Consider the following 12,982-nt stretch of genomic DNA (forward strand, 5'->3'; position numbering starts at 1 on the left):
ATTAGGCGCTGGTTTTTTTTTGTGTTTCAAGAATTTGGCCAGAAGTGGAGTTTTGTGGATGAAGACAATTTGGGAGGGGAGAAGCTGGTAAGAGTGTCTTCATCGTGAGGATCAAGGCATTTTTGAGAGGGATACTTGTTCGATAGTGTCTTTATGATGGTTATCATGACAATTTGGAAGGGGAATTCTTACCGAAAAGGTCTTCATGGATGCTATAAACACCTATTAGAAGCGAAGTAATCAGGAATGAGGTCTTTATTCGCAATATAAATAACAGCTAGAAGAAAGATTTTCACTTATAAAGTCTTAATCTCACTCCATTCCCCCTAGATTTTCCAATAGAACTTCACTATACTAATTACTCTAAAGATAGAACGTACATAACAAGGAGGGAAATCAATCATGCAGCGCATAATGGTCATAGGGGTATCAGCAGGAGCAGGGAAATCTACGTTTGCCAGCAGGCTCGGAAAGGCATTGAATAAAAATGTGTTCAACTTGGATGCGTTCTTTTGGAAACCGGGCTGGGTACAGGCTAGCATGGAAGAATTCACACAATTGCAACAGGAAATGATAAAGAACAACTCCACTTGGATCGTTGAGGGGAACTATACAGCTACTTTTGATTTAAGAGCTGAAAAGGCAGACACCATCATCTATTTGGAGCTTCCGTTAAGGGTATGTTTGTATAGGGTAATTAAGAGATGGTTGACTAACCTTGGGAAAAGGCGTCCTGATCTTGGTGGTGGATGTACGGAGAGAATGGAGTGGGGTTTCCTTAAGTTTATTATCACGACTTACCGAGAAAGAAAAAAAACCATGAAGTCTCGATTGGATTATTATCAGGAGGACAAGTTGGTAGTGAGGCTGAGGGGGAAAAGGGCCATAGAATATTTTTTGCAAGGGGTAGAAAGACAAAAGAGTAGCTCGGCTTCTTAAAAGAAGAACCTGTAGCTACTCTTTTTTTATAATTAGAACTGTTCAAATCTCTTAAAGTTGAAGGTTGCCAACAGGACAAAAAGTAGGGAAAGGCAAAGTGTAGCTGCAATAACGAGTAGACCATTTTCAAGAAGCTCTCCTTGCATAAGGATGGCAGTTGCATGTTCTCTTAGTTTGGATGGACTCCATTCCATAAACTTGGTGAAGAGTCCTGTGGAAACAGTTAAAAGTGCAAGGAAAGAGACGCTAACACCGGCGATGCCTCCTGATGTACGGAGCAAAGTTCCTGCAAAGATAGTAACAGAGATAATGAGTACGATCCATAAGCTATATACGCCGAGGCTTGCGAGCATGATGTCCCAATCTACTTGGTTGAATAGTAGATTGGTATAGTACCAGGTTAGCATATAGCTGAGTAGCAGGGATGTTAGAGCAATGACGAGTTGTGCTGTCCATTTGCTTAGGATGTACTGAAGTGGCTGGACAGGACGGGCCATGACGAGTGTGAGGGTACCGGTTTGGCGTTCAATCGAAATTGCACTCATGCTTGCTAGCACAAATAGAAGCGTAGCAATGGTGCCGTATTGTCCGAGTGTACCGGCAAGAACCTCTTCTCCGGAGGGAGTGGGGATTTCAATGACGGCTCCTTCTGGCAGGTTACCGGCTGATTCGATGATTTGTGGCATATAGTAGCTGGTCAATGGTTGGGATATGCCAATGATCATGATGACAATAGGTAGCCAAACCCATTTTCCGTTGCGTATGCTTTCTTTCATTTCTTTTATAAAAAGTGTGGAGAAGTTTTTCATCGGTTCATCACCTTCAAATATGCGTCTTCAAGGGAATCTTGCACCTTTTCATAGTGTGATAGGGTGAGCTGGTTGTTTAGTATTTTGGATAAAATAGTTTTGCTGCGGTAGGTCTTTTCGTTTACATAGATGGTGGCACTGTGTGTGTCAGTATAATCGATAGATTCTATGCTTGGAATGCCATCTAATTGTCCAGTGAGTGGCTCTTCTGTTTTTACTTTTATAGCAGACGTGGTGTGTTCGGACCTTAATGCTCCCAGGCTGCCGTCCCACTTGATTTGGCCGTCTTTTAGAATGATAACGGTGTCGCAAACCTGCTCTGCATCATGTAGGACATGGGTGGAAAACAGGATGGTCATGCGGCTTTTTAATTCAGTGAGCATTTTTAAGACATCGCGTCTGCCGTCCGGGTCAAGTGCCGAAACGGGTTCGTCGAGAATGAGGAGCTCTGGGTCGTGCAATAAGGCTTGCGCAAGGCCCAGCCGTTGTTTCATTCCCCCAGAGAAGCCACCGATCCGTTTATTTTTTACATCTGTTAAGCTGACAAATTCGAGTGTTTCTTCAATTTTAGATGTAAGTTTAGCCTTTGTGATGTGTGAGAGGTTGCCTGCAAATTGTAAATATTCCTTTGGTGTCATCCAGGAAAAAAAGGAAGGATGCTGAGGCAAGAATCCGATTTGGTGCCAATAGTCCTTGTTGTTGTTTTGGGTAAAATGGATTGTTCCAGCTGTTGGTGTAAGAAGCCCCGCAAGCATTTGCAGGGTGGTTGTTTTTCCGGCTCCATTTGGACCGAGTAGTGCGACACAACTTCCTTTTTTTATGTGAAAAGAAAGGCCTTTGACGGCTTGCTGCTGCTTAAATGTTTTTGTTAAGTCATTAATTTCAAGTAACATTCCAGTCGCTCCCTAGTCGTTTTTTCGTCCGATAACAAAATAAAGGATGGGGCCGATTGTAGTGATGAATAGTATGATGAGAGTCCAGGCCCATTTCGGTCCGTTCGTTTGTTCTTGACGGCTAAGGCTAATTAATGCCGTAATGATCAAAATAAGTTGCAAGAAGATTAGTGGTGCAACAAGTGACCAGTTGATGTTTTCCATTACAATCCTCTCCTCTTTTGTTTCTTATGATGGGGGTAGAACACGAATAGCAGATAGAACAGGGTAGGCAGTGGAAATTGAATTAATCCCCAAATTCCCCAAAACCATGCGTAACTGCCTTTTTTCTTAGCGTCAATGAATAATAGGATGCTTTGTGTCAACAGAACAGGAATGAGCCATGGCAGAATGGTGTATAGTTGGTCTAGTTTTTCTGGCGTCATGACAAGATGCTTCCTTCCTGTTTAGCTTTATTTTTTTGTAGGATGTAGAAAATGATTGGTGCTAGGACGAATGCAGAAACTTGAATGACAATAAATACAATGGGTGCTTGGAACATGGCTGTTGTAAAGGCTGTTAAAAGGATAAGTGCGGTGATGACGAAAATACTGAACTCCTTTTGGAAGGCTTTCCGTTTTGCCAATTTTGCCAGATGAAGTTGTTCCTGCATTTGATGAGCTGAAGGGATGGGAGGTGACCCTAACTCATCTAGTTGCTGCCAGTCTTTGTGAAGTTTTGTTAGAAGTTCCTTTTCTCTCTTATCCTGATGATTCATCGTCATGGTCCCACTCCTTTCTTAGCGTTTTGATGCCGTTGTGTACTCTTGACTTTACCGTTCCTGTTCTGATGCCAAGCATCGTTCCGATTTCTTCATAGGTGTAACCGTAATAATGTCTCAGTAAAATCGGTGTTCTTGTCTCTGGTGGCAACTGATTGAAGTCTGAAAATGTATCGCTCCACTCCATTCCATTTGATTTTGAGCGGAAGGAAAGCTGTCTGGAAAGGACGTGTAGGAGCCGGTTGGCTTTTTTCTTCTCTCGCTCTCGCTTCCGAATGGAATCGATGTAGAGCCTTGAGGCAATCGAGATCATCCAGGTGGAGAATTTCCCTTCTCCTTTGAATGAGGCGAGATTGGTGTAGCACTTCATCATTGTTTCCTGGGCCAGGTCGTTGCTCGTTTCCTCGTTCAGTGTTAGTTTGAGCAAGTATTTATATAGAAAAGAATAGTGCTTCTGAAATAGCTGCGTGAAGGCATCGTCGTCGCCTGTGATAGCCTCTTGTATCAGATAAATGTCTTCTTCCTGCTCCAAATCGATGCCTCCTTTCTTAGTCTTCTTTGTGCTTCTTTCCATGCGTTCACCCATAAGACGCTGTGAATTTACAAACCGTTCATTTTATTTTTAAATTTTTTTGGTGATATCCATTTCACTTACTAAACTTACCTAAAACCAAATAAAAAACCCCTTCTAGGTGAAGGGGGATAAGGATGGTAGTGTTAACTTATATAGTATTCGACGTCGGAGTGGAAATTCCTAGAGGGGTCTGACCCCTTATTTTTATTTTTTTATTTCTCCTTATTCCCCCCGCCCCTCACATAGATCTGGCGTTTGGTGTCGCTTATGATGTGGCGGTGGAGTTGGATGAGGAGGAGGCCGTTTTCGTAGGTGGCGTCTACTTTGTCGTCGCGGACTGGGAATGGGAGATCAAAGGTGCGTTGGAATTCGCCTTGTGCGATCCCTTCTTCAATGAGTTCGTAACCTTGGATGTTGAGGTTGATTTGGCCTTTTACTTCAAGTTGTTGCGGACGAACAAACAATTGTACTTGTTCTGGGTTCACAAGTCCTGGAAGGCACATAACGCAGAGCAGCTCGTTCTCTTTTTTGTAAAGGTTGGTCTGGGTCTGCATATTTTCAAAGTAGGGCTCAAATCCGTTCCAAAACTCGTCTCCGAAAAACTGATCCCATTGTTTACGCCAGTCTCCCATATTTTTAAATTGATTAAATGGCATCATCAGCAATCACGCTTCCTTTCCTGGTAGCATTCTCTTTGCCAATAGATTATGCAGAGATGGGCAGGTGAGTGCCTAGGTTACGTTTGATAGAGTAAATCCTATTTCCGGAGCTGTGTCGAAAATCAGTTAAGCAATTATAAGGGAAATCATGGTATATTTTGAAATGGAGGTGTTTGAACATGTCAAAAAACAATACATTGATTTTAAACAAAAACACAAAGGAAAAAACAACGTAATAGCAAGTGACGACTAACGTTTAATACCGTGTTGTTGCTTGCTGGAAAGTAGGTAACAATGAACACATTGGAAACAAAACATGTGTATTACGCCATGCATATCATTATTTCGCTTGCGAGCTCGATTATGTTTACCACGTATGCGATCTATTATATTGAAGAATTAGGATTGAATCCTTTACAGCTAATATTGATTGGAACGGCCATAGAGTTGACGGTTATTATATTCGAAAGTGTAACCGGAGTGGTGGCCGACACCTACAGCAGGAGACTGTCCATTATTATTGCGACATTCATCTTAGGGGCTGCCTTTATTTTTGAAGGAAGTATCTTTTACTTGAGTGGTAGTACGGTAGTTGCAGGGGTGTTGTCTGCGTTTGTGCTATTACTCATTGGAGAATTCATCCGCGGAATTGGAGAGACATTCCTAAGTGGGGCGGATCAGGCATGGCTGACAGATGAAGTAGGGGAAGGATCGGTTGCGAAAATATTTGTCCGCACGAATCAACTCCGGCTTATTGCGAGCCTTATTGGGATAGTTATCAGTGTAGCACTTGCAAGCATTGCACTGAATCTTCCTTATCTGGCAGGTGGATTGCTTTACATTTTGCTTGGGGTCTTCTTGTGCATTTATATGAAAGAAAAGAATTTCGAGAGAGTGGAACATGCTGATGTGAATCCGTTGAAAGCAATGTCCGGCACGTTTATTTCTGGTGTGTCTTTTATAAAAAACAAGCCGGTACTTATTATGCTGTTAGTGGTGACGATATTTATCGGTGCAACATCTGAGGGATTTGACCGCCTTTGGGAAGCGCATCTGTTGGAAGCATTCACTTTTCCAAGCATCGGTTCACTGGATGTGGTTGTTTGGTTCGGTGTCATTCAGTTTGTGGGAACGTTGATTAGCATCGGAGCGATGGAATGGTACCAGCGCAGATTTGATGTGAATCAGCCAAAGGTGATCAGATACAGTTTGTTTTACTTTACGATTGGGCAGGTTATCTTTCTGGTTCTCTTCGCGGTAACACCATCCTTCTACTTGGCCATTTTTTGTTTCTGGATGCTTGGCATCAACGGCTCTATCACTGCCCCAATATATCAGGCATGGCTGAATCAACAGTTGGAAAGCAAATCACGGGCCACCGTCCTATCCATCATGGGCCAGGGCAACGCGGTCGGGCAAGGACTAGGAGGACCATTCGTGGGCGTCATTGCCACCAGATACTACATTCGCACCGCGCTAGTACTTAGCGCCATGCTACTGCTTCCGGCAGTGGTTTTGTATGGTAAAGTGATGAAGAGGTAAAGAGGGGTCTGACCCCAAATTACACAATAGGGAGATATATCATGAAAAAAAGAAATTTATTTTTCTTCGGAAGTATCCTTATTTTAATCCTTCTGGGATGGTTTTCTTATGAAAAAATTACTGATGATGCCTACGAGGGAATGACAATTATTCCGGAACAACAGAGAGATATTCCTTTGTATAAAGGTTTGAAGGCTTCCAGGAGCCAATATGAAATAGAAGGCGATCGCTGGGAGGAAATATATTCTTTTTATCAAGAGGAGCTTCCTAAACGTGGTTGGAAAGTTGAGTATATACAATCTGCTCTAGATGACAATGATGAGGAGAATGATTGGTCTGGTTTTTATTCGAGTTGGAGAAAAGAGGGCTTTGACGGTGTGCTGCGAATATCTGCGCACTACCAATCCTTTGATGAAAAAACCGAAGTTACTTTCGATAAGCACCCAATCTTTACATCGACTCCTTGGGTCAAGGATATACCAACAAGCATTTGTATTTATGCAAGCCTAGATGATAGTAATTGTACTAAGATAAATAACCATTCAAAGATCATAGAAGTTCAATCGCTAATAAATAATGCAATAGATAGGGAGAAAGAAGACCAAATCCCTAAAAGGAAAAAGGCAAGTATTCTTGTTGTTGGTGACCTTGAAATTGAAGTTTATTATGAAAGTGATAAGGAGATATATTTTCTATCAGAAAAAGGTTGGAAGGTAATGAAGCCAGACCCAACATTCTTTGAAGTAACGAACCTTACACCATGATAAATGGCAAAAACGCTCAGATAAATTCTGAGCGTTTTGCTTTTTGCGTATGTTAGTCCTTTTTCTCCCCACTCACCGGTTTCGTAACGTTGGTGAATTTCTCGCTTTTGAATGATTTCATGAGCGAGAAGACCATCAGTATCATGATGATGGCGAATGGGAAAGCGGCGATGATGGAAGCGGTTTGAAGTGCTTTGAGTCCACCGGTCCATAATAGAATCGCTGCTGCTGCCGATTGGATAAGCCCCCACACAAACTTGATGGAGTTTGGTGGATGCAGGCTGCCGTTGGTTGTTTGCATGCCAAGGACAAAGGTTGCTGAATCTGCTGAAGTGATGAAGAAGGTGCAGATCAGGAAGATGGCAAGACCGGACATGATCATGCCAAGTGGGTAGTTTTGCAAGACAGAGAACAGTGCGACTTCCGTGCCAGACTCGGTAATGACACTATACACCGGAATGCCTTCAAAATACTCCAAGAATATGGCAGATCCTCCGAATACGGAGAACCATAGTCCACCGAAAATAGTTGGAACCAATAGGACTCCCAGCAAGAACTCACGAATTGTGCGTCCACGAGAAATACGGGCGATGAACGTACCTACAAATGGTGCCCAAGCGATCCACCATGCCCAATAGAAAATGGTCCAATCCTGAACCCATGAATTGTCCGCGTCAAACGGGAACAAACGGAAGCTCATGGAAGGCAAATTCTGAATGTAGCTTCCAACGGTTGTTGTAAACAGATCCATAATAAAATTGGTTGGCCCTGCGAACAGCAAGAACAACATTAATGAAATTGCGAGCACAACATTCAGGTTACTTAAGTATTTAATCCCCTTGTTCAAGCCTGTCTGTGCCGATAACATAAACAGTACGGTCACCACTGCAATCACGATCAGTTGAGTCGTGATATTGTTTGTGATGGCCGGAGTGACGCTCGCTAGGCCGCCACTGATTTGGATGGCTCCAAGCCCAAGGGAAGTAGCAACCCCAAAGATTGTAGCGAAAACTGCGATAAAATTAATGAAGGTACCAAGATTGCCATCGACCCGATCACCTAAAAGTGGTCGTAAGATGGAACTGATAACTCCTGGTGAGCCTTTTCTAAACTGGAAATACGCTAAAGCAAGCGCGATGACAGAATAGATGGCCCAAGGATGCAGTCCCCAATGGAAAAATGAATAGCGCATTGCTACCCTGGCCGCTTCAGCCGTCTCCCCTTCTCCGGTCGGTGGGGCGAAAAAATGATACATTGGCTCTGAAGCACCCCAAAATACTAATCCGATACCCATCCCGGCACTAAATAACATCGCAAACCATGTGATGTAATTGTATTCCGGTTCGTCCGTGTCTTTGCCAAGTTTAATACGTCCGAATTTAGTGAATATAAGAATAATGCTAAATAACAAAAATCCTGTTGCAGTTAAAAGGTAAAACCAACCGAACTTATCTACAATAAAACCTTGTACAGCTTCTGTTACAGGCTTTAAAGCGGCGTCTCCCAACATGCTTGCGGGAATTACACCCCAAATGATGAATAAGACAGCAACAATAATAGAAACAATAAACACAGGGGTTGTTTTCTTCAAAATATTTTCACTCCTTTAATGATTTCTCATCACTTCTTTCATAAATTAAGTATTTGTTACAAAAACGACAGCTATACCATAGTAACACTTCTGGGACTTTAGACCAATTAATTTACCTTAAGTGTTTACAGGTTATAGCAGGTTCCATTAGAATTAGATACTAGATTTAGGCTCTAGGAGGCAGGTATCTTGCTTGAAAATAGTTTAGTTATGGTAGCAATCATTATCATTATCAATATTGTTTACGTATCATTTTTTACCATACGAATGATTTTGACGTTAAAGGGGCAGCGTTACTTAGCTGCGGGAATCAGCATGGTAGAGGTTGTCATTTATGTGGTAGGTCTAGGCCTGGTACTGGACAATCTGAATGAAATCCAAAACTTGGCTGCCTACGCACTGGGTTATGGTGTAGGCGTTATTGTCGGAATGAAAATAGAAGAAAAGCTGGCGCTTGGATACACCACAGTAAATGTCATTACGAAGGAATATGACAAGGATCTGCCAAAGCTTTTGCGTGAAAAAGGGTACGGGGTGACCAACTGGCAGGCAAATGGGCTTGAAGGCGACCGAATGGCCCTGCAAATTTTAACCCCTCGAAAATACGAGGTGAGCTTGTATCATGCCATCAAAGAACATGACCCTAAGGCATTCATTATTGCGTATGAGCCAAAAACCATTCACGGTGGTTTCTGGGTAAAAGCTGTAAAGGAAAGGAAAATTAAAGAATGGGTAAGACGCCGCGAAAACGAAAATTCGAAGTAATGGAAAATGAAACGATCAGTGAATGCCTTGACCGAATGGCAAAAGAAGGCTATATGCCCTCACGCCGGATGGAAGAGCCCATTTTCCAGGAGACGGTAAAAAACGGACACAAAGAAGTGCATCCAATCGGAAGAAAAATAGTATTCGAAGGAAAATTAATCGAAAAATAACACCAAAATACGAACATTAATCGATAAATAAACTACATTGTTCATGATTTCCGTTGACATTAACGGGAATAGACGGTAAGATAAACGTAGATGAAAACGAATAAAAAACAAATAATGAAACCTCATATAATTTTGGGAATATGGCCCATAAGTTTCTACCCGACCGCCACATTGGTCGGACTATGAGGGGAAGTTAACACCATCTATGTTTTTCATGGCGACTCAGTTTGTTTACCTATGCTAATGAAAGCCCAGATGGACTGCTTTCCCTCCTAAAACAGGGACAGTCCATTTGGGCTTTTCTGTTTCTAAAAGTTTCTGTTAAACGCCGCTGTTTCTTTCCGCAAAAGGCTTCGCTTTCCGTGGGAAACAGCTAGGTAGTAATAAAATCCACCCTGTTGACTGAAGTGCAAGGTGTGAGACTCCAGCGGGAGGTAGCGGTAGCTTGAGACCCCGCAACGAAGTGAGGAGGCTCAAGCACACGCCCCGCGGAAAGCGAACACCTGGAACGAAAGTAAACAGGGAGTCAAACAGATAACCATTCAAATCAATAAGGGAGGCAACAAAATGAACGCCATAGTTGGAGTGATCATGGGAAGTACTTCCGATTGGGAAACGATGAAACACGCATGTGACATGCTTGACGAACTACATATACCATACGAAAAGAAAGTCGTATCCGCACACCGCACACCAGACCTTATGTTCACCTACGCAGAACAAGCAAGAGAACGAGGCCTAAAAGTCATCATCGCAGGAGCGGGAGGAGCAGCCCACCTACCCGGGATGGTAGCAGCAAAAACGACACTCCCAGTAATCGGCGTTCCCGTTCAATCCAAAACCCTAAACGGCTTAGACTCCTTGCTTTCCATTGTCCAGATGCCAGGCGGCGTACCGGTTGCAACCGTTGCTATCGGAAAAGCAGGTGCAACAAACGCAGGGCTCCTTGCAGCACAGATGATTGGCGCATATGACAGCAAAACGGCAGAACGCCTTCAAGCACGAAGAGATGCAACAGAACAGCAAGTGATAGAAAGTAGTGATCAGCTTGTTTAAACATATCGTTCCACCAGCAACCATTGGAATCATCGGCGGCGGACAACTTGGTCGGATGATGGCACTATCAGCAAAGGCAATGGGCTTTAAAATCGCTGTGCTTGATCCAACTCCAGATTCTCCTTGCGGACAGGTCGCAGACATTGAAATAACCGCGGCATTTAGTGATATGGAAGCGATCAAAAAACTTGCGTCACTATCCGATGTCGTCACGTATGAGTTTGAAAACATCGATTATGAAGCATTGACCTGGCTAGAAGAGAACGCTTATTTGCCACAAGGCAGCGAAGTGTTGAAAGTCACCCAGCATCGCGGAACCGAAAAAAGAGCGATTGAAGCAGCAGGCCTTCAGGTTGCACCTTTTATGGAAGTAACGACAAAGGCAGAGCTTCATGAAGCCATCCAGAAAATCGGGTATCCAAGCGTCCTGAAAACATGCCGATTCGGTTATGATGGCAAAGGGCAGGTAGTGTTGAAGGATGAATCAGCTCTTGAACAGGCTGCACAACTTTTAGAACACGGCGAATGTGTCCTAGAAAAATGGATTCCTTTTACAAAAGAAATCTCAGTTGTAGTAGCACGAAGCACAACAGGCGAAATTAAAGCATTCCCTGTCGGTGAAAACGAACATAGAGAAAATATTTTATATAAAACAATAGCACCAGCAAGGGTTGATCAAATACTAGAGATGAACGCAATCCAAAGTGCAATGACATTAGCAAGGCACTTCCATCTTATCGGGACCCTGGCAGTGGAAATGTTCGTCCTTGAAGATGGAACCTTCTATATAAATGAACTGGCACCAAGACCGCACAACTCGGGGCACTATACGATGGATGCTTGCGAAACCTCACAATTCGAGCAGCACATCCGAGCAGTGACTGGAATGCCTCTTGGCAAAACGACCTTATGGAAGCAAGCGGTAATGGTTAATCTATTAGGGGAGCATGTGGACGCGGCAATGGAACACATTCCACATTATGAAAATGCAAAGCTTCATTTATATGGCAAGCACGAGAAAAAAGAGAAACGAAAAATGGGACATATCAATATTTTAGCTGATACAATAGAACAGGCTTTGGAGCAAGAGGCTTCCTGGCAGATTTGGAACACAGTTGAACGGAGGATTTTAACATGATTGAACGTTATACAAGACCCGAGATGGGCGCGATTTGGACAGAAGAAAACCGATTTCAGGCTTGGCTTGAAGTAGAAATCTTAGCTTGTGAAGCATGGGCAGAACTTGGGGATATCCCGAAAGAAGACGTAAAGGTACTTCGTGAAAAAGCATCCTTTGATATCGAGCGCATTAAAGAGATCGAAGCGGAAACTCGCCATGACGTGGTTGCATTTACAAGAGCGGTATCTGAAACACTTGGAGACGAGAAAAAGTGGGTGCATTATGGTTTAACTTCCACAGATGTAGTCGACACAGCACTTTCCTACCAGCTGAAGCAGGCTAACGAGATCCTACTTGCTGACATCGAACGCTTCGTTGCTATTTTAAAAGAGAAAGCGCAAGACCATAAATACACGGTCATGATGGGCCGTACACACGGTGTGCACGCAGAGCCGACAACATTCGGTTTAAAGCTTGCCCTATGGTACGAGGAAATGAAACGTAACCTTGAGCGTTTCAAGCAAGCAGCAGAAGGCATCGAGTTCGGAAAAATCTCCGGTGCGGTTGGAACTTACGCAAACATCAATCCGTTTGTAGAAGAGTATGTGTGTGAAAAATTAGGTCTGCAACGCGCGCCAATCTCCACACAAACGTTGCAACGTGACCGTCATGCTCATTACTTAAGCACACTGGCGTTGATCGCAACTTCTATCGAAAAGTTCGCAGTCGAAGTTCGTGGCCTACAAAAGAGTGAAACACGCGAAGTGGAAGAGTTCTTCGCAAAAGGGCAAAAAGGATCTTCCGCAATGCCGCACAAACGGAACCCAATCGGTTCGGAAAACATGACAGGCCTTGCACGTGTAATCCGCGGTTACATGATGACAGCTTACGAGAATGTGCCACTTTGGCATGAGCGCGATATCTCACATTCTTCAGCAGAGCGTATTATTTTACCGGACAGCACGATTGCATTGAACTACATGTTGAACCGTTTTGGCAACATCATCAAAAACTTAACGGTGTTCCCGGAAAACATGAAGCGCAACATGGACCGTACATTGGGGCTTATTTACTCCCAACGCGTGTTGCTTGCGTTGATCGACACTGGCATGTCCCGTGAGGAAGCGTATGACACAGTTCAGCCAAAAGCGATGGAAGCATGGGAAAAGCAAGTCCATTTCCGTGAGCTAGTAGAAGGCGAAGAGAAAATCACGTCCCGCCTGACTCCGGCACAAATCGAAGACTGCTTCGACTACAACTACCATCTGCAGCATGTAGATACGATTTTTGACCGACTAGGGCTATAAAATATAAATTGGTAGAGCACCGCTGTTGCTTTC

The 12,982-nt window shown here is 43.4% G+C and carries 16 protein-coding genes and 1 riboswitch; of the genes, 8 read left to right on the plus strand and 8 right to left on the minus strand.

What is annotated here, in order from left to right; genetic code table 11:
* Positions 1 to 402: 402 nt before the first annotated feature.
* Positions 403 to 939 (plus strand): topology modulation protein, encoded by a 537-nt coding sequence (locus tag AAV98_RS02615; protein ID WP_060664011.1) that lies wholly within the window; start codon positions 403 to 405, stop codon positions 937 to 939.
* A 32-nt stretch (positions 940 to 971) separates the two neighbouring features.
* Here AAV98_RS02615 and AAV98_RS02620 read toward each other — a convergent pair whose 3' ends face one another.
* From AAV98_RS02620 to AAV98_RS02650, 7 genes are all read right to left on the minus strand, one after another.
* Positions 972 to 1,748, minus strand: a complete 777-nt coding sequence (locus AAV98_RS02620) for an ABC transporter permease (protein WP_060664012.1) — start codon at positions 1,746 to 1,748, stop codon at positions 972 to 974.
* The gene (locus tag AAV98_RS02625) at positions 1,745 to 2,641 is read right to left on the minus strand and encodes an ABC transporter ATP-binding protein (RefSeq protein ID WP_060664013.1); all 897 of its coding nucleotides are present in this window, start codon (positions 2,639 to 2,641) and stop codon (positions 1,745 to 1,747) included. Before AAV98_RS02625 ends, AAV98_RS02620 begins: the two co-directional genes overlap by 4 nt.
* Positions 2,642 to 2,653: 12 nt before the next feature.
* On the minus strand, positions 2,654 to 2,845 hold the full coding sequence (locus AAV98_RS02630) for a PLD nuclease N-terminal domain-containing protein (RefSeq protein ID WP_060664014.1): 192 nt from the start codon (positions 2,843 to 2,845) through the stop codon (positions 2,654 to 2,656).
* Positions 2,845 to 3,066 carry a hypothetical protein gene (locus AAV98_RS02635; protein WP_060664015.1) on the minus strand — a complete coding sequence of 74 codons (222 nt, stop codon included), beginning with the start codon at positions 3,064 to 3,066 and terminating at the stop codon, positions 2,845 to 2,847. Before AAV98_RS02635 ends, AAV98_RS02630 begins: the two co-directional genes overlap by 1 nt.
* Positions 3,063 to 3,404 carry a YxlC family protein gene (locus AAV98_RS02640; RefSeq protein WP_231687678.1) on the minus strand — a complete coding sequence of 114 codons (342 nt, stop codon included), beginning with the start codon at positions 3,402 to 3,404 and terminating at the stop codon, positions 3,063 to 3,065. Before AAV98_RS02640 ends, AAV98_RS02635 begins: the two co-directional genes overlap by 4 nt.
* On the minus strand, positions 3,382 to 3,933 hold the full coding sequence (gene sigY / locus AAV98_RS02645; RefSeq protein ID WP_060664016.1) for an RNA polymerase sigma factor SigY: 552 nt from the start codon (positions 3,931 to 3,933) through the stop codon (positions 3,382 to 3,384). The genes AAV98_RS02640 and sigY overlap by 23 nt, the downstream gene beginning before the upstream one ends.
* A 254-nt stretch (positions 3,934 to 4,187) precedes the next feature.
* Complete coding sequence (locus AAV98_RS02650; protein ID WP_060664017.1) at positions 4,188 to 4,634, minus strand: Hsp20/alpha crystallin family protein; 447 nt, start codon at positions 4,632 to 4,634, stop codon at positions 4,188 to 4,190.
* A gap of 294 nt (positions 4,635 to 4,928) precedes the next feature.
* Here AAV98_RS02650 and AAV98_RS02655 point away from each other — a divergent pair, with 294 nt between their 5' ends.
* Both AAV98_RS02655 and AAV98_RS02660 read left to right on the plus strand, forming a co-directional pair.
* Positions 4,929 to 6,176: an MFS transporter gene (locus AAV98_RS02655; protein WP_060664018.1), complete on the plus strand. Its 1,248-nt coding sequence runs from the start codon at positions 4,929 to 4,931 to the stop codon at positions 6,174 to 6,176.
* Between the two features lie 41 nt (positions 6,177 to 6,217).
* On the plus strand, positions 6,218 to 6,940 hold the full coding sequence (locus tag AAV98_RS02660) for a hypothetical protein (RefSeq protein ID WP_060664019.1): 723 nt from the start codon (positions 6,218 to 6,220) through the stop codon (positions 6,938 to 6,940).
* 52 nt (positions 6,941 to 6,992) lie between these two features.
* On the opposite strand, the gene AAV98_RS02665 is transcribed toward AAV98_RS02660, so the two are convergent.
* Entirely contained in the window at positions 6,993 to 8,531 is a 1,539-nt protein-coding gene (locus tag AAV98_RS02665; protein ID WP_060664020.1) for a glycine betaine uptake BCCT transporter, read from the minus strand.
* A 210-nt stretch (positions 8,532 to 8,741) separates the two neighbouring features.
* Here AAV98_RS02665 and AAV98_RS02670 point away from each other — a divergent pair, with 210 nt between their 5' ends.
* The 5 genes from AAV98_RS02670 to purB all read left to right on the plus strand — a co-directional run bounded on the left by AAV98_RS02670 (position 8,742) and on the right by purB (position 12,949).
* Complete coding sequence (locus AAV98_RS02670; RefSeq protein WP_169289400.1) at positions 8,742 to 9,296, plus strand: DUF2179 domain-containing protein; 555 nt, start codon at positions 8,742 to 8,744, stop codon at positions 9,294 to 9,296.
* The gene (locus AAV98_RS02675) at positions 9,260 to 9,466 is read left to right on the plus strand and encodes an NETI motif-containing protein (RefSeq protein ID WP_060664022.1); all 207 of its coding nucleotides are present in this window, start codon (positions 9,260 to 9,262) and stop codon (positions 9,464 to 9,466) included. Before AAV98_RS02670 ends, AAV98_RS02675 begins: the two co-directional genes overlap by 37 nt.
* A gap of 102 nt (positions 9,467 to 9,568) precedes the next feature.
* Positions 9,569 to 9,669, plus strand: a riboswitch (purine riboswitch).
* A gap of 364 nt (positions 9,670 to 10,033) precedes the next feature.
* Positions 10,034 to 10,522 carry a 5-(carboxyamino)imidazole ribonucleotide mutase gene (gene purE / locus AAV98_RS02680; protein ID WP_060664023.1) on the plus strand — a complete coding sequence of 163 codons (489 nt, stop codon included), beginning with the start codon at positions 10,034 to 10,036 and terminating at the stop codon, positions 10,520 to 10,522.
* Positions 10,506 to 11,660 carry a 5-(carboxyamino)imidazole ribonucleotide synthase gene (purK, locus tag AAV98_RS02685; RefSeq protein ID WP_060664024.1) on the plus strand — a complete coding sequence of 385 codons (1,155 nt, stop codon included), beginning with the start codon at positions 10,506 to 10,508 and terminating at the stop codon, positions 11,658 to 11,660. Before purE ends, purK begins: the two co-directional genes overlap by 17 nt.
* A complete protein-coding gene (gene purB, locus AAV98_RS02690) occupies positions 11,657 to 12,949 on the plus strand; it encodes an adenylosuccinate lyase (protein ID WP_060664025.1) in 1,293 nt (430 codons plus the stop codon). Before purK ends, purB begins: the two co-directional genes overlap by 4 nt.
* Positions 12,950 to 12,982: the final 33 nt, after the last annotated feature.

It is taken from the genome of Bacillus sp. CHD6a (assembly GCF_001293645.1).
Lineage (GTDB): Bacteria > Bacillota > Bacilli > Bacillales > Bacillaceae_I > Sutcliffiella_A.